Below are 16,994 nucleotides of genomic sequence, written 5' to 3' on the forward strand. Positions count from 1 at the left end.
GGTTGTTTTTTTGGCGGTGTTCGGGGGGTGGTGGTGGGGGGGGGGGGGGGGTGCAGTGGGTGTGTTGTCCCCCCCCCCCCCCCGCCCCCACCCCCCCCCCCCCCCCCCCGCCGGGGGGGGGGGGGCGGGGGGGGGCCCCCCCCCCCCCTCCGTTGCCGGTCTTGGCTGTCGACCTGTCTCGGATCAGAAGCTGGTCGGAGTCTGGCCGAACTTGTTCTTGCGGCCGGTCAGAGCGATAGCAGCGCCACCGACGAGGAGGAGCAGTGCTCCCGTGGTCAGTCCGCCGAGGTCGGCACCGGTGCGCGGCAGCTGGCTACCGCCTCCACCGTTTCCGGCGTTCCCGTTGTCGCCGCCGTCCGAGCCGCCGCCGTTGGCGCCTTCGGTGACCTTGAAGGAGTCCTTCATGGTGTCATCGCCGCAGGTTGCAGTCGCGGTGTAAGCGCCGACGTAGGCCGAGGCGTTCGAGGAGGTGCCGAAGACGTTGACGGAGGCATTGCCTTCGTCATCAGCCTTGACGGTATTCTCGTAGGCCGTGACGTTGATGCCCTTTGGATTGACCTCGAAGTGGACATCTGCGCCCGGTTCACAGTTCTCAACAGCGAGGGTGACGCCCTTCTTGTCGTTGGCGAAGTCCGCGGCCTCGATCGTCTTCGGGGAGACTGTGAAGGTCGCCTCGGCGGGAGCCTCGGTCTCACCATCGTCTTCGCCGACAACGTTGATGTTGCCATTGAGAGTCTCTGACTCGGTGCCTTCGCGGTCGATGGTGACGGTGAACGGAACCTTTCCGACCTCGAGGTTGTCGGGGTTGCCCTCGTACCAGAGGTGGAGCTTGTAGTCGCCATCGGCATCAGCGGTCTCGCTCTTGCCGGTGAGCGAATCGGTGATCGTGTCGCCCTTCTTCACGCCGGAGACGGTGACGGTCACGCCCTTGTCCTTGTTGGCGAGATCCTCGGCGGTGATCTCCTTGGGGTCGACCTTGAGCGAGGCGTCGATCGGATCGACGGCATCGTCTTCGGTCACAGTGATTTCGACGACATCGGACTCTTCGCCGGACTCGTCGTCGACGAAGGTCAGTGAGTGCTTGCCTGCTTCGATTGGCTCGGGTGCGATCACGGCGCCCACGACATTGCCGTCCTCGTCGGCACGAAGTTCATCGGCCTGAGTGGCTGCGGCACGCTGGGCCGAGACGGCTTCGCCCTTGACGCTGACGGTCTGATCCGGAGAGAAGCCGGTTCCGCTGAACTTCAGTCCGTCCTTCTTGAAGTTCTCGAGGGAGATCGTCTTCGAAGCAACCTTGACGGTCGGGTCGATCTCCGAGTCTTCGGTGATGGTGAAGTCCTGGCCGGGGGAGTTGGTCTTGGACTCCTGGTCGACACCCCAGACGGGGTAGTCGCCGGCCGGGAGCTCGCCGTCGCCCTCGAGCTTCAGGGTTGCGGAGACCTTTCCTTCGTCGTCGGCTTCGACTTCCTGAGTTGCGAACGGCGATGTTTCGTCGCCGCCGTCGACGGTAACCTTGCCGTTCGGGGTGAAGCCGTCGCCGGAAACCTTGATGCCGTTGTCCGCGAACTCGCTCTGTGTGAACTCATCGGCGTTGAGCGAGACCGTCGGATTGACATCAGGAGCAGCGTACGGCGTGTACGAGAATGAGGTCGATTCCGTTGCTGTCGGAGCGCTCGTGCGTTGCACCTGGACGGCGAGGCTCTGCTTGCCGGATGTGAGCGACTCTGCGTCTTTGGCAGACCGCAGCTTCAGGGTCGCGGTCGACCCCTGAGCGGTGACGGCCGGACCGGCCAGGCCGGACTTGGCGGCGACCTTGTCGCCCTTCTCGAGGCCGGTGACTTTGACGGTCACACCGTCTTCGTGGAGCTCCTCGGCGGTGACTTCACCCGAGGTCACCTGCACCGAAGCGTTGATCGGGTTGGCCTTGTCCTCGGACTGGTCCTCGTCCTTAGAGTCCTTGTCGTCCTTGGGGGCAGGAGAGGGCTTCGGATCGACCTTCTTCGGAGGCGTCTTTGCCTCGTCCTTCTCATCCGTTTTGTCCTCGGCGGCCTTCTTCTTGTCCGCCTTCTTCTCAGCGGCTTTCTTGGCAGCCTCGGCCTTTTCCTTGGCCTTCTTTTCGGCTGCCGCCTTCTCCGCAGCTGCCTTCTTCTCGGCTTCAGCCTTCTCAGCCGCGGCCTTCTTGGCCTCTTCCTTCTTCTCGGCTTCGGCCTTTTCGGCTTCAACCTTCTTCTGCTTGGCCTTCTGCGTGGAAGCCGACTGGGCGGACATCGATTCCGCGGCGGCGACCGGGCTCGCGACAAGTCCGGTGAACGCGAGCGCGACTGCCGGCGCGAGGATGATCTTCTTCATGGGTGTGCCTTCAATCTCTGTGGCGAGGGGTGTGATACGGCACTCATCCTAGGTTCTAAGGGTTTTCCAAACTATTTCTGTACGTTTTGTTCAGGTGTAATTGCTGTAACGCTTAGGTGAATTCCTTTTACCGTTTCGTGACCTACTGGTCGGTAAAGGAATGACTGTCGGGGCCGCCTCGGCGAGGGGAATCGGCGCCCGCGCCAACTCAGCGGTTCCGAGCTAGACCGGCCACGCCTCGGCGCGGATCTGCTTGCGCTGCTCGACTGTCGGCACACGGACGGTCAGGGCCGCGGGGGCGACCTCCATCTCGAGGTACGATGACTGACCCAGCGGATCCCCGTCGAGTTGGATATCAACGTCTTCACCGGCTTCGATGACGACCTTGCGGCACTTCCGGATGTTCGTGTGCAGCCCGCGTGAGGCCCGCCGGCCGGCGATCGATGCGAGCACGCCGACCCATTGGCCGAGGTTCTTTGGGCTGACGATGAGCACATCGAGCATGCCGTCGTCGATGACCGCCTGCGGCAGCAGCTGGATGCCTCCCTGCAGACGGCCGCAATTGCCGCCGAGCACTGAACGGACCCTCGCCGAGACCCGATATTCGTCGTCGAACGTGACCTTGACATGACTGGGTTTGCCGGTGAGTTTCCGTGATCCGGCCTCGACGTAGGCGAGCCAGCCGAGGCGAGCCTTGAGCTCGTCGCTGGTGTCGGCCATGACCGCGGCATCGAAGCCGAGCCCGGTCATCACGGTGAAGATTTGGGTGTCGCCGTCCGGATCGGTCTTCGCCGTCCCCACGTCGATCTCGCGATTGCGCCCCCATAGGGCGATCCGCAGCGCCCACTCGGTCTTGTCGAGGATGAGGTCGATATTGCGGGCGAGCAGATTCCCGGTCCCCAACGGCACGATCCCCATCGGGGTCGATGTCCCTGCCAACGCCGAGGCGACAGCGCGGATGGTGCCGTCTCCGCCGGCGGCGATGACGACGTCGACTCCCTCGTCGAGGGCGCGGACCGCGGCCCCTTCGCCGGTGTCCTCAGGGGTGGTCTCGAGCACGAGCGGAGGGTTCCATCCCTCGAATCGACAGATCGCCTCGGCGGTGGAGGCCAGGTTGTGCACATCGGTCTTCGTGGGATTGACGATGAGGGCGGCGCGATATCTGGCGGCGTCATCGACCACCTCGTCGGAGAGATTTGCCGGGTGGGCGTAGCGTCTCATCGTGTTGAGCGTGCGTCGCACGCCGGTGCGACGGCCGATGAGGAACACGGCCGCGAGCACAGCGAGTGCGCCGACGATGATGACCCAGGTCATCAGGGGATCCAGCTCGATGATCATGGCTCAAATGTACAGTGCGGAACTCAAATGCGAGCTGAGGGTCGAATATCGAAAACACGTCCGGCCCGTTAAGCTGAGAGGGTGATCGATCTAGCGCTTCTCAGAGACAACCCGGCCCTGTTCAAGGCATCGCAGGAGGCTCGCGGGGCATCCGTCGAGCTCATCGACGAGGTCATCGCCGCCGATTCTGCTCGTCGTGCGGCCATCACCGCGTTCGAAGACGCACGTGCGGATCAGAAGTCTTTCTCCTCCCAGATCGCGAAGGCGGCGAAGGAGGACAAGCCGGCACTCATCGCCGAAGGCAAGGCGAAGTCCGAGACCGTGAAGTCGCTGTCGGCCGAATCCGAAGAAGCCACGTTCGCCTTCGACCAGCTCGTGTCGAAGGTCCCGAACCTCATCATCGACGGTATCCCCGCCGGCGGCGAAGAGAACTTCGTGACGCTCAAGACCGTGGGCGTTCCCCGTGACTTCGCCCCTGACGGCTTCGAACCGCTCGATCACCTCGAGATCGGCGAGAAGCTGAAGGCCATTGACACTCAGCGCGGGACGAAGGTTTCCGGCTCGCGGTTCCACTACCTCACCGGTTTCGGCGCGAAGCTGGAGATGGCTCTGCTCAACCTCGCCCGCGATGTCGCCGAGGAGGCCGGGTTCAGCCCGACCATCACCCCGACCCTGGTCCGTCCCGAGGTCATGCGCGGCACCGGGTTCCTCGGTGAGCACGCCGACGAGGTCTACCGTCTCGAAGCCGACGACCTGTTCCTCGTCGGCACCTCCGAGGTGCCGCTGGCCGGCTACCACATGGACGAGATCATCGACCTGACCGACGGTCCGCTGCGCTACGCCGGCATCTCCTCCTGCTACCGCCGCGAGGCCGGCTCCTACGGCAAGGACACCCGCGGAATCATCCGCGTCCACCAGTTCCAGAAAGTCGAGATGTTCGCCTACGTCCCGGTCGAGGATGCCGAAGCCGAACACGAGCGCATGCTGTCGCTGCAGGAGAAGATGCTCGGACTGTGCGAACTGCCCTACCGGGTCATCGACACCGCTGCCGGCGACCTCGGCGATTCCGCCGCCCGCAAGTTCGACTGCGAAGCCTGGGTGCCGACTCAGGGCACCTACCGAGAGCTGACGTCGACATCGAACTGCACGACCTTCCAGGCTCGCCGCCTGCAGATCCGCGAACGCCGCGACGGTTCGACCCGCCCGGTCGCCACCCTCAACGGAACCATGGCCAACACGCGCTGGTTGGTGCCGATCCTCGAGAACCATCAGCAGGCAGACGGTTCGGTCACGGTGCCCGAGGCACTGCGGCCCTACCTCGGCGGGATGACCGCGCAGGGCCCGGAGGGACCGCGCTACTGAGGCCGGACTCGGTCACGGGGCACCGACCGTTTCGGGGGCCTCGGCGGAACTCGGCGGAATTCGGTTGGGTTCGGTCGCCTCGGCGCCGGAACAACGACGACAAGAAGATTGACGCATACGTTGGGAGACACCTTGACCCCGCACCTCATCGCACTCGATGTCGACGGCACGATCGTCGGTTACGACGGATCTCTGTCGGAGTCGGTGAGGCAGGTGCTCGATCGGCTCGCCGAGGATGGCCACCACCTTGTGATCTCCACCGGCCGAGCCCTGCCGGGAGCGCTCGAGGTCGTCCACGCGCTCGACCTCAAGCGCGGTTTCGTCGTGTGCTCGAACGGATCCGTCGTCGTCCGCCTCGACCCGGAGTTGCCGCTGGGGTGGGAGCTGCACCATGTCGTGTCCTTCGATCCGAAGGATGCGCTCGAGCAGATGCACGCGGCACTGCCGACGGCGCTGTTTCTCGTCGAGGATCCGGACCTGCACCGGTGGGCGTCCGGAGCGTTCCCGGTCGGTGAGCTCGCGGAGTCCGACACGCTCGACATCGTCGACTTCGACGAGCTGCTGACCAAGCGGGCCACCCGCATCGTCATGCGCGAGGTCAACGGCACCGCCGAGGAGTTCGCGGCCGCCGTGGACTCGCTCGGACTGCATGAGGTCAGCTACTCGGTCGGCTGGAGCAACTGGCTCGACATCGCCCCCGACGGGGTCTCGAAGGCCAGCGGGTTGAAGATCGTGGCCGACGAGCTTGGGATCGAGCATGCGCACACCGTGGGCGCCGGAGACGGGCTCAACGACCTCGAGATGATCGAATGGGTCGAGCACGGAATCGTCATGGGCCAGTCGAAGGACGAGCTCAAGGTGCTCGCAAGCGTGGTCACCGATTCGGTCGCCGACGACGGCCTGGCAGTGGCGTTGGTCGACTACTTCGGCATGGACGCGGCGCTCCTCGAAGCAGAGGGCACCACGAACACCCGCCCCTGATTACTACCCGACGGCGGCCCAGCAACCTCGCGCGAGGTTGCTGGGCCGCCGTCACGTAGCAATTGGGACTAGTTGGGGCGGGCGTCCAGGACGGCGTCGAGGTAGCGGGCGACTCCGTCGTCGTCGACTTCGTCGGTGACCGCCGCGGCGATCGCCTTGACCGAACCCAGTGCATTGCCCATCGCGACTCCGTGCCCGGCCCACGACAGCATCTCGATGTCGTTGGGCATGTCCCCGAACGCCATCACCTGCGACCGTCCCACCCCGAGGTGGTCGCACAGGTCCTCAAGCGTCTTCGCCTTCGTGATCCCGAACGGGGCGAGTTCGACGAGCCCGTTGTCCGGCTCGGAGAACGAGGCATGGCAGGTGCCGTCGACGAGCGGATCGATGAGGTCGTGCATCGCCTGCGAATCGCTCGTGGCCAGACGCACCAGCACCTTGACGACGTCTTCGCCGGCGAGTTCGGAGACATCATCGATGATCCGGGCCTCTCGCGGCCGCCCGGGGACGAAGTCCTGGTCGATGAAACCGCCGTTGAGGGTCTCGTAGGCGAACCGGGCCTCGGGATGGTCCACGCGGACGGCCGCGATGATCTCCGTCAGCGACTGTGCGTCGATGGTGTGGGCGTCGACGACGGACTGAGAGGCGATGTCATAGACGACCGCTCCGTTGACGCACACGACGCGTCCGAGGTCAGGGATCTGATCGGCGATCGGCGCCAACCACCGCATGGGCCGCCCGGTGACGAGGACGAACGGGATTCCAGCGTCCTGGCAGCGGTGGATCGCATCGATCGTGGCCGTCGAGATCGGCTCCCAGTTCAGCAGCAGAGTGCCGTCGATATCGCTGGCGACGAGGCCGAGGTCGAAATCGCCAGGCGGCAGGATGTCGGGGCTGATCGGAGGTCTCATGATGCCTCTACCCTAGCGAGAATCTCTCGTGCCCGCCCCAGCAGCTCCTCGGCGTCCGAGATGAATCGAGCCGTGGCCTCGGCGCTCGAGTCGATCGACGGCCCCGTCGGACCCTCCGACCGTGCCATCGACGCCGCCAGCACCGCCTCACCGACCTTCGACGAGGCCTTCGTCAGCAGCTCCGGCACGTCGCCGACGGCCTGCCGGGTGGGCCCGGGCACCACCTGACCGGTGACGGGACAGTGGGCGTGGAGGGTCGCGGTCAGGTCGTCGACGACATCGACGAGTGCGTTGAGCCGGTGGGTGCCGTCGACGATGACGTCGACCGGATCCGTCGCCGAGGCGGGCGTGGCCTCGCCGTCGGATGTGTCCGCCGAGGCGGCTGACGAGGTGGTGCTGCCACCGGAGTCCCGTGCTTCGTGGAGGGCCACCGCGGTGGTGTAGTACCGGTCGACGGCGCGGATGAAGCGGTCACGGTTGTGCCGCCACAGGCCGGTGCCGAACCGATCATCGTCCTTGACCGCGGTCGTCGCCTTCTTGCGCAGACCGGAGAAGAAGCGCTTCACAGATAGTTTCCGGTGCCGGGGTCGTTGCGATCCGGCTCCTTCTTCTCACCCGGCTGTTCTGCAGACGGTGTCATCCCGGGCGGAACCATTCCCGGAGGCAGCTGACCGCGACCGGCCATCTGCTGGGCCATGGCCTGCTGAGCCGCGATCGCCGTCTGGATGCCGTGGAAGAGACCCTCGAGCCAGCCGACGAGCTGAGCCTGGGCGATCCGCAGCTCTGAAGTCGTCGGGGGACCGTCGGCCGAGTCGAAGGGCAGGTCGAGGCGTTCGAGCTCCTCGAGGAGATCCTTCGACAGGCCCTCTTCGAGTTCGTCGATGGACCGACGGTGGATCTCGGCGAGGCGTTCGCGTCCCTTCTCATCGAGCTCGGTGCCGCGGACTTCGTCGAGCAGCTGCTTGACCATGGTGCCGATGCGCATCACTTTCGCCGGTGACGAGACATCCGCCTGATCCTGTTGCGCCCGCGCCAGGCCGGCCTGCACACTGTCGGCGTTCGCCGCACCGTCTGTGTTCGCAGCATCCTCGGTGCGCATCTCACCCGCGGAGTTCTGGACGCCGCCCGCGGAATCAGGAGTCTCAGCCATTGTTCATGCACCTTCCTCATCGACGATGAGCAGAACCTTGCCGATGTTCGCCCCGTCCTCGAGTGTCTGATGGGCACGGACAACATCGGTCAACGGCATAGCTTCATGGATGATGGGGCGGATGTCTCCTGAGATCACGGCCGGCCACAGCTGCTCAGCCACCTCAGCGACGATGGCGATCTTCTGTTCCTTCGGCCGCGCCCGCAGGGTCGTGGCGGACACGGTCTTGCGCGGCTGCATGAGCCAGCCGAGGTTGATCTCGGTCTTCGTCCCGCCCTGCATACCGATGATGATGAGACGGCCGTCGGTGTTCAGCGCCTTGATATTGCGCTCGAGGTACTTCGCGCCGATGATGTCGAGGATGACATCGGCGCCGGTCGACCCGTCGTCGTGGGTGCAGATCTCGCGGACACGGTCGACGAAGTCCTCCTCGCGGTAGTTGATGATTGCGTCGGAGCCGAGTTCACGGCAGAATTCGGCCTTCTTCTCGGAACCGACGGTCACGACGATCTTCACGCCGAGGTGGCGCGCGATCTGGATGGCGGCCGTGCCGATGCCGGACCCTCCGCCGTGGACGAGCAGCCATTCGCCGGCCTGCACCTGCCCGCGGCCGACGATGTTCGACCAGACGGTCGACAGCACCTCTGGCAGGGCTGCTGCCTCGGTGAGGTCGAAGCCGTCGGGAACGGGAAGCAGCTGACCTGCGGGAACAGGCACGTATTCGGCGTAGCCGCCGCCGGAGAGCAGAGCGGCCACCCGGTCGCCGACGGACCAGCCGGTGACATCGGCGCCGAGCCTCTCGATGGTGCCGGAGACCTCGAGTCCGGGAATCTCGGTGGCCCCGGGCGGGGGGTCGTAGAATCCGCGTCGCTGCAGCAGGTCGGCCCGATTGACCCCGGCGGCATGGACGCGGACGAGGACCTCATCGGCGGCGATGTCGGGCGTCGGTTCGTCGGTGACCTGCAGGACCTCGGGGTCACCGGGGGAGGAGATCGTGATAGCGCGCATGCGTCCACTCTAGTAGCTGGGCGCGCGAGAGGGCAGGGGCGCCGGGGCGCGGGAGCCGTTCGTGCTCATCGCTGCTGCCCGGCGAGTTCTGCGTCGGCGCTGTCGGGTTCCGGCGGCTCCTTCGCCGCGCGACGCATCGCCGCGATTCCTTCGATCGAGACGAGGACGCTCGAGCCGATGATGACGATGTCGATGGCCAGAAGCAGCCAGTCCGGGCCTGCCGGGTCGGCGAACGAGACGAGCTGTTCGATCGCCGCCCAGAACGAGAGGACGAAGACGAACGCCAGCGGGATCAGAGCGGGCCAGGGATTGCGGCGCTTGCGGATGAGGACGACGGCGATGATGATCAGCGTGAGCGCGGCCAGCAGCTGATTGGTGGTGCCGAACAGCGGCCAGATGCGCATGCCGCCCTCTCCGCTCATTCCCTGCGAGAAGGTCAGACCGCCGCCGAGGACGAGCACCACGAGAGTGGCGGGGACCTTCGGCAGTCGGATGTTCATGTTTCCGCCGATCTCTTGGACGACGTAACGCATCAGTCGGACCACCGAATCGAGCGTGGTCGCGGCGAACAGCACCGCCATCGTCGCCAGGACGGTGGCGCTCAATCCTGCGGGCAGTCCGATCCCGGTCTCGAGGAGCATGCCGCCTCCTTCGACGAACGACTGGACCCCGGCATCGCCGAACTTGCTGTAGACCTCTTCCCAGTCGGCGACTGTGCGGTAGCCGCCGGCGATCGCGAGAATGGCTCCCAGCGCCAGCATTCCCTCTCCGACAGCGCCGAAGTATCCGACGAATCGTGCATCGGTCTCCGTGTTGAGCTGTTTGGCGGTGGTCCCGGAGGCGATGACCCCATGGAAACCCGAGATGGCTCCGCAGGCGATCGTGACGAAGAGAAGGGGGAGGATGCTCGGCGTGCCCGCGGGCAGATCGGTGTTGATGGCGGGAGCGACCAGTCCGTGTCCTGTGCCGAAGAGCGCCGAGGTGATGACGGCACCGTAGAGGAGGATGAGGGCGATGAAGAGCTGGACGCCGTTGATGTAGTCGCGAGGCTGCAGCAGCACCCAGACCGGCAGGACGGAAGCGATTCCGCAGTAGACGAGCAGGACGATGATCCACAGGGCCGTGGGTTCGAGCCCGAGGAAAGAGTCCGGCATCGACACCGGGAACCGGTCGCCGAGGAGGATGAGCGAATAGAGAGCGGCAACACCGACGATCGTGACGGGGATGAGGGGCCACCGCAGCCTGTATATCGCAACCCCGACGAGCAGCGCCACGCCGATGGCACCCCAGGAAGGGATCACGGCAGAGGGCAGGGCCACGAGCAGATCGGTGATGACCACGGAGAACGCGGCGATGACCATGAACCCGAGAATGAAGATGACCAGGAGGAAGAGCGCAGCTCCGCGTCGGCCGATGTAACGAGCCGACAGCGCCGCAATGGTCTGTCCCCTGTTCCTCGTCGAGGCCCACAGGGAGCCGAGGTCGTGCATTCCCGCGAAGAAGACCGTGCCGATCGTGACCCAGAGGAACGCGGGCAGCCATCCCCAGATCATTGCGATGGCAGGTCCCACGATGGGAGCGGCTCCTGCCACGGAGGTGAAGTGGTGGCCCCAGAGGACGAATCTGTTGGTGGGGACGTAGTCGACGTTGTCGCGCAGCTCATGCGCCGGCGTTGTGAATCGGCTGTCGAGCCGGTAGATCCGTTTCGACAGGAACTTCGAGTAGAACAGGTATCCGAATGCGAAGATCGCGATTCCCAGCAGGAGAAGCAGAACGGGACTCATCGTTGAATTCCTTTCGGAGACTGGGCGACATCAGCGTCCTCACCCTTCTGCAGGCGAGTTGTGACCCGGTCAGGGGACGGTTCTTCGTAGAATCCTAACAAGTGTTCTCTGTTCTGAACTCCCTCACCGCCGTCGAGGGTGTCCGCCGTCGGCCCGCCGCCCGGTCCCTCAGGCGAAGAGCCGGAACATCGGCGAGTTCTGGTGCACGCGCTCGACCTCGATGTTCGAGGCCTCCATCCTCTCGAGCAGATTCGGCAGGTCTTCGGCATAGCCGAGCTGGATGCCGACGAACGCCGGTCCGGTCTCGCGGTCGGAGCGTTTGACGTACTCGAACATGGCGATGTCGTCCTCGGGTCCGAGCACCTCGTTGAGGAATCGGCGCAGGGCGCCGGGCTCCTGCGGGAAGTCGACGATGAAGTAGTGCTTGAGGCCCTCGTGGACGAGTGAGCGCTCGAGGATCTCCGGGTAGCGGGAGATGTCGTTGTTGCCGCCGGAGACCAGGCACACCACGGTCGATCCGGGTTCGATCGTGATCGGTTTGTCCGAATCCGGTCCGCCGATCCCGGCCGAGGCCAGGGCCCCGGAGGGTTCGGCGATGATGCCGTCGACCTGGTACATGTCGAGCATCTCGGTGGCCACTGCGCCCTCGGCGACGGGACGGATGTCGAGGCCGAGTTCGGCGATGACGTCGTAGGTGATGGCACCGGCGCGACGCACGGCCGTGCCGTCGGCGAAGCGGTCGATGTTCTCCAAGGTCACGGGGTGGCCGGCCTTGAGCGCTGCGATCATCGAGGCGGCCCCGGCGGGTTCGGCGCCGATGATCTTCGTGTTCGGCATCCGTTCGGCCGCATAGGCGGCGATTCCCGCGAGCACGCCGCCGCCGCCGACGGGCACGACGATGTAATCCGGGTCGGTTTCCAGCTGAGCGTGGATCTCAGCGGCCACGGTGCCCTGACCGGCGATGGTGCGCATATCGTCGAAGGCAGAGACTAGGAGTGCCTCATTGCGTTCGGCGAACCGGTGGGCCAACGCCGAGGCGTCATCGTAGGTGGAACCGGCGATCTCGATCGTCACCTGCTCCCCGCCGAAGTGACGGACGCGTTCGATCTTCTGCTTCGGCGTGGTCTTCGGTACGAAGATCGTGCCCTGGATGCCCAGTTCCCTGCAGGCGCGGGCGAAGCCCTGGGCATGGTTGCCCGCCGAGGCGCAGACGACACCGCGTGCGCGTTCGTCGGCATCGAGCTGGAGCATGAAATTGAAGGCGCCGCGGATCTTGTAGGAGCGCACCATCTGCAGGTCCTCGCGCTTGAGGTAGACCGTGGAACCGGTCGCGGTCGTCAACCGCTCGCAGATCTGAAGTGGCGACAGGATGACGGAATCGGAAATTCGCAGCGCAGCGGCCTCGACCTCGCCGGCGAGTGTGAGCTTCTGGGGAGTCATGTCTGTTTCAACCACCAGACTATTGTGCGCCCTTCGTCTTGCCATTTGGCAACTCGTATCGATATGAGGACCGTCGCCCGGTCAGTGAGAACCCGCCCCGTGCCCGCCTCGCGCCCACCTGAGCCCCGTGATTCGGCTTCCGACTTCGGGGCTTCGGGTGCGCCCTGGACCGCGAATACCCCATATCATGATTGGATGGAGGATGCCCGTAATCCCTTCTAGGAGACGTCATGGCCATCAGCAGTGAGCTCGAACAACTGTTAGCCAGCTGGATACCCCGACAGCCGTGGTTCCCCAAGCTCGCAGCAGATTTCGGGACCGACCCCGACATCACTCCCATGTCGGTGGCCCGTGCGTTCACTTACACCGCCGAGGAGCTCGGTGGTTTTGCGGGTCTCGTGACCGTCATCTCCGTCGGCGACGGCCCCACCCTGCGTCGCCTCAACATCCCCCTGACCCTGCGCGGTGCCGAGGACATGCACCTGCGCCACGCCCTCATCGGCCGCGTCGACGACCTCGCGCTCGGCACCGTCTACGTCTACGACGGCGCAGCCGATCCCGTATTCGTCAACCTCATGGCCGACGCGATCACGAAGCGCAAGGTCTTCGACGGCGGGCAGCTGTCCACCGAGTCCCTGCGCCACAGCCAGGAGAAGACCGAGGCTCGGGACCGTGCGCCGATGCCGTTCCCGGTGACCGCGAACGGGGCGGCCGCCTCGGCGAATGGATCGACGAACACCGCCGTCGAGGCGGTCCCGCCGAAGCCGTCGATCGGTGACCTCACCGCGGGGGCGGAGGACGTCATGCCCGTCGAGATCCGCCCGATCGAGGTCTCGGACTCCGGCCAGCACAAGTCGACCGTCATCATCCACGACGAATACGAGCCGATGGAGCTCTCGTTCTTCCGCGTGCTCGAGAACGGAATGCCGTCGTCGCTGACGATCCCGGTTCTGCTCACCGAGGCGGGGTCGCGCAGCGTGCCCGAGGTCATCGGTTGGGGCTCGGGCCGCTGGTACGACATGTTCGAGGTCCAGGAGATGGAGGCGCCGATGGCGCTGCTGTCCCACGTCGATGTCGATGCCGAACCCGCCTGGCGCGAGGCCGTGAACACGGTGTGCGCCGTCGACTCCGGTTCGATCGGGGCCTACAACGCCCACGCAGCGGAGATGGGGCGGCGCATCGGTGAACTCCACACCGACATGGCCGCCGAGTTCGGTGTCGTCGAGGGCGCCGGCGAGCCGACGAAGCAGCTCGTTGCCAAGTGGGTCGAACGCATCGATTGGGCGCTGGGTCGGGCTCCTCTGGCCCTGGATTCGCTGGTGTCGGAGCTGCGCGGCCACCGTGCCCGGCTGCAGGGGCTCGAGACCATCGGCACCCTGCAGAAGATCCACGGCGAGCTGACGCTCGACCATGTGGTCAGCTCGTCGACCGACGGCTATTCGGTCGTGAAGTTCACGGACTCGACGAATTCGGACCCCAAGCCGGCCGCCTTCGACCTCGTGGCTCTGCTGCGCAGCATCGACTACGCCGCCGGATTCGCTCGTCTCCAGCGCACCGACGCGTTGGACTCCGAAGACGGCTCGCTGGTCGTCAGCGGCTTCGGCAATGATCCGGGGGCGCTGCGCGCGATCTTCGATTCGCCCGAATACCTCTGGGCCTCGCAGGTGCAGAACTCGCTGCTGTCCGGATATTCGCGGGCACGCGGCGACAGCATCGGGCTGAGTGATCCCGTGCTGCGAGCCGCACTGGTCGACCGGCTTCTCGTCGAGGTCGTCACCGAGCTGCGCAACCGCCCGAACTGGCTGTCCGTGCCGCTGGCGACGCTCACCCTCGTACTCAAGGGCAAACCGCCCCGCACCGAGGAGGGTGCCGAGACCCGTCCGAGGTGGGCCGAATCCGGCGAGACGGAGTCCGAGGCAGCCGAGGGCTCAGCTGCATCCGGCGACGCAGCCGGTGCTGCTGGTGCCGAGGACTCGGATGCGGACGCCGAGGGCCCGGACGCGGAGGCTGAGTCGACTGACTCGTTCGCCGTGGCTCCACCTGCCGACGAGTCGACCGCTGCCGATTCGGAATCGGTCGCTGCGGCACCCCGCGGAACCTCCGGCGCCGTCGCGGCCGCGATCGCGAGCTCGGATACCGATGACTCGGAATCCGGAGAATCGGACGCCGAGGACTCCGACGCCGGCGCCCCCGAACCCGAAGAGGTCGAGGTCGCCGATATCGCGGAGAACACCGTTGACGCGGTGGCGGATCCCGACATCGACGATGTCGAGGACTCCACCGTGGTCCCGCCCCAGGACGATGCATCCGAAGCGGCTCCAGCTCCGGCTCCTGCTGACGACGAAGAGTTCGTCGACGAAGAGTTCGTCGACGAAGAAGAACCGGAAGCTCCGGTCCGACGAGTCCCGGCCTCGTTTGCGGCGCGCGGCGCCACCTCGGAGGACGCCGACAGCACCGGACACGAATCGCAGCCGGCCAAGCCCAAGGACGCACCGAAGCTCGGTCACACATGGAGCGAGCGTTCGCAGAACCCTGGCAGCGACCGCGGAACATTCGGCGAACCGCTGTCCGACCGATCGGACCAGAACCGCAGCGACGCTGAGACTCAGCCGAAACTCAGTGACGCTGGGGCACGGTCCGCGGGCTCGAACGACCGGTCCGGTGACGATTCGAAGCCTGCCAGCGGTTCCGTGTTCGATGACCTTTTGGGCACCGAACGCAAGCGGAACCGGATGAAGAAGCGCAAGAAGGACTGACCGCCTCCGCGGACTCGTCGCCTCGATGCCGGTCATGCCCGCTCCGGTGAAGTCCGTGCGTGGCCCGCTCCGGTGAAGTCCGTGCGCGAAACGGCCAATTGGCAGATGCTGTTGCGGTTGTGAGAAACTATGGTGGCTTGACCTCGCGTCGAGCAGGCCGGGTTCGCTCCATCTCTGTCACAGTCATGGAAGAACCGAGGGAAGCGTGTCCGAGCGGCCGAAGGAGACGGTCTTGAAAACCGTTGTGCGGCAACCCCGCACCGTGGGTTCGAATCCCACCGCTTCCGCCCAGTGAAGAGCCCCCGAACTCATCGTCAGCAGCGAAGAGTTCGGGGGCTTTCACATGCCCGCGATTCGGCCGCGCCAGCACCCGCGGCTTCGAAATTCATACGCCCTGATCAAGATCACCGCATATGAATTTTGAGGCCGCGCTTGCACACCATCCGGCCGGTAGCGAGCGCCGGAAGCGAAGGCTCAGTCGCGGACCGGCGCTCCCGGTTCGCGACCGCTGGATCCAGCGTGTGTCCCGGCGCCTTCGCCGGCCTCCGGCACCTCGGGTTCGGACATCTCGGCGTCGGCCTCGGGGTCGTCGAAGCTGCGCACCGAACGTTTGAATCCGCGGGTGAGCACGGCCAGGTAGATGATGCCGATCGCCAGCCACACCAGGCCGCCGATGAGTGCGGTTCCGTGCAGGCTCGCCCACAGGATTCCTGTGAGGATCGCACCGATCCCCGGCATGACGATGAAGCTGAACGCCGACTTGAAGTCCTTGACCTGCCTGGTCCGGAAGGCATAGTGCGCGATGACCGTGAGGTTGACGAAGGTGAAGGCGATGAGCGCACCGAAGTTGATGAGTGCGGAGATGAGCTCGAGGCTGAACGACATCGCCAGCAGGCACACCGCACCGACGAGCACGATGTTGAACACCGGGGTGTGCGTCTTCGGGTTGATGTATCCGAAGGCCCTGCGCGGCAGCACGCCGTTGCGGCCCATGACGAGCATCATTCGTGACACCGACGCGTGCGAGGCCAGCCCCGAGGCGGCGGTCGCAGCGAATGCCGCGGCGACGAAGAAGAGTTGGAACAGGTGGCCGCCGGTGATCATGCCGATCTCCGGCAGCGGATCGTCGACGATGGTGAACTGCGAATTGTCGGGGAAGAGCAGCTGTGCGAAGTAGCCGGCGACGAGGAAGATGAGGCCGCCCGCGAGAACGGTGAGCATGATCGCTTTCGGCATGAGGCTGACGTGCTTGGCTTCGTTCGTGTACATCGTCACGGCGTCGAAGCCGATGAACGAGAAGCACACGACGGTCGCACCGGTGAGGACCGCGCCGAGGTGGACGCCCTCATGGATGAACGGCTCCGGACTGAAGACGACTCCGGCCCCTTCGCCGGCGTTGAGCTGCATGACGGCGAGCACGCAGAAGGTGGCGACGAGGACGACCGCGAAGACGAGGAGGATGCCGTTGATGTTCGCGGTGCCCCGCATCGAGGACAGCACGATGCCGGTCATGACGATCGTATAGACGACGACCCACACCCACGCAGGCGCATCGGGCACCATCGACTCCATGTAGAGCCGGATGATGAGGCAGTTGACCATCGGCAGCAGCAGATAGTCCATCAGCGACGTCCACCCGACGAGGAAGCCGAGCGCCGGTGACATCGTCTCCCGCGTATAGGTATAGGCCGAGCCCGCGGTGGGGAAGACCTTGACCATCTTGCCGTAGCTGAAAGCCGTGAAGATCATGACGATGAGAGCAACGAGATACGCCGCCGGAACTGCTCCATTCGTCTGCTCCGAGACGATTCCGAAGGTGTCGAAGACGACCGTCGGCGTCATATACCCGAGCCCGAGTCCGACGATGGACCACAGCCCGAGGTTGCGCTTCAGTGAGCCAGAGGCAACCATATCA

General features: G+C 65.4%; 12 protein-coding genes and 1 tRNA gene. 4 read left to right on the forward strand and 9 right to left on the reverse strand.

Annotated features, from left to right (window positions below):
- Positions 1 to 183 precede the first annotated feature (183 nt).
- Positions 184 to 2,349: a hypothetical protein gene (locus tag ACTIIH_RS01445; protein ID WP_441450156.1), complete on the reverse strand. Its 2,166-nt coding sequence runs from the start codon at positions 2,347 to 2,349 to the stop codon at positions 184 to 186.
- A gap of 222 nt (positions 2,350 to 2,571) precedes the next feature.
- Positions 2,572 to 3,687: a diacylglycerol/lipid kinase family protein gene (locus ACTIIH_RS01450; RefSeq protein WP_441090065.1), complete on the reverse strand. Its 1,116-nt coding sequence runs from the start codon at positions 3,685 to 3,687 to the stop codon at positions 2,572 to 2,574.
- A gap of 81 nt (positions 3,688 to 3,768) precedes the next feature.
- Here ACTIIH_RS01450 and serS point away from each other — a divergent pair, with 81 nt between their 5' ends.
- Positions 3,769 to 5,049 carry a serine--tRNA ligase gene (serS, locus tag ACTIIH_RS01455; protein WP_441450157.1) on the forward strand — a complete coding sequence of 427 codons (1,281 nt, stop codon included), beginning with the start codon at positions 3,769 to 3,771 and terminating at the stop codon, positions 5,047 to 5,049.
- A gap of 120 nt (positions 5,050 to 5,169) precedes the next feature.
- Positions 5,170 to 6,030 (forward strand): HAD family hydrolase, encoded by an 861-nt coding sequence (locus ACTIIH_RS01460; protein WP_441090067.1) that lies wholly within the window; start codon positions 5,170 to 5,172, stop codon positions 6,028 to 6,030.
- 68 nt (positions 6,031 to 6,098) lie between these two features.
- On the opposite strand, the gene ACTIIH_RS01465 is transcribed toward ACTIIH_RS01460, so the two are convergent.
- From ACTIIH_RS01465 to ilvA, 6 genes are all read right to left on the reverse strand, one after another.
- Entirely contained in the window at positions 6,099 to 6,941 is an 843-nt protein-coding gene (locus tag ACTIIH_RS01465; protein WP_441450158.1) for an HAD family hydrolase, read from the reverse strand.
- Positions 6,938 to 7,507 carry a hypothetical protein gene (locus ACTIIH_RS01470; protein WP_441450159.1) on the reverse strand — a complete coding sequence of 190 codons (570 nt, stop codon included), beginning with the start codon at positions 7,505 to 7,507 and terminating at the stop codon, positions 6,938 to 6,940. The genes ACTIIH_RS01465 and ACTIIH_RS01470 overlap by 4 nt, the downstream gene beginning before the upstream one ends.
- Positions 7,504 to 8,091: a proteasome activator gene (locus ACTIIH_RS01475; RefSeq protein WP_441450160.1), complete on the reverse strand. Its 588-nt coding sequence runs from the start codon at positions 8,089 to 8,091 to the stop codon at positions 7,504 to 7,506. The genes ACTIIH_RS01470 and ACTIIH_RS01475 overlap by 4 nt, the downstream gene beginning before the upstream one ends.
- 3 nt (positions 8,092 to 8,094) lie before the next feature.
- Positions 8,095 to 9,099 carry an NAD(P)H-quinone oxidoreductase gene (locus ACTIIH_RS01480; protein ID WP_441450161.1) on the reverse strand — a complete coding sequence of 335 codons (1,005 nt, stop codon included), beginning with the start codon at positions 9,097 to 9,099 and terminating at the stop codon, positions 8,095 to 8,097.
- A gap of 65 nt (positions 9,100 to 9,164) precedes the next feature.
- Positions 9,165 to 10,883, reverse strand: a complete 1,719-nt coding sequence (locus ACTIIH_RS01485) for a carbon starvation CstA family protein (protein ID WP_441450162.1) — start codon at positions 10,881 to 10,883, stop codon at positions 9,165 to 9,167.
- Positions 10,884 to 11,051: 168 nt separating this feature from the next.
- The gene (ilvA, locus tag ACTIIH_RS01490; RefSeq protein WP_441090170.1) at positions 11,052 to 12,323 is read right to left on the reverse strand and encodes a threonine ammonia-lyase IlvA; all 1,272 of its coding nucleotides are present in this window, start codon (positions 12,321 to 12,323) and stop codon (positions 11,052 to 11,054) included.
- Positions 12,324 to 12,553: 230 nt separating this feature from the next.
- Here ilvA and ACTIIH_RS01495 point away from each other — a divergent pair, with 230 nt between their 5' ends.
- Together ACTIIH_RS01495 and ACTIIH_RS01500 are read left to right on the forward strand one after the other, a co-directional pair.
- The gene (locus tag ACTIIH_RS01495; RefSeq protein ID WP_441450163.1) at positions 12,554 to 15,079 is read left to right on the forward strand and encodes a maltokinase N-terminal cap-like domain-containing protein; all 2,526 of its coding nucleotides are present in this window, start codon (positions 12,554 to 12,556) and stop codon (positions 15,077 to 15,079) included.
- Positions 15,080 to 15,278: 199 nt separating this feature from the next.
- Positions 15,279 to 15,366, forward strand: a tRNA-Ser gene (locus ACTIIH_RS01500).
- A gap of 187 nt (positions 15,367 to 15,553) precedes the next feature.
- Here the strand turns inward: ACTIIH_RS01500 and ACTIIH_RS01505 are convergent.
- On the reverse strand, positions 15,554 to 16,990 hold the full coding sequence (locus ACTIIH_RS01505; protein WP_441090073.1) for an APC family permease: 1,437 nt from the start codon (positions 16,988 to 16,990) through the stop codon (positions 15,554 to 15,556).
- Positions 16,991 to 16,994 lie beyond the last annotated feature (4 nt).

The organism is Brevibacterium sp. (assembly GCF_052105255.1).
Taxonomy (GTDB): domain Bacteria; phylum Actinomycetota; class Actinomycetes; order Actinomycetales; family Brevibacteriaceae; genus Brevibacterium; species Brevibacterium linens_B.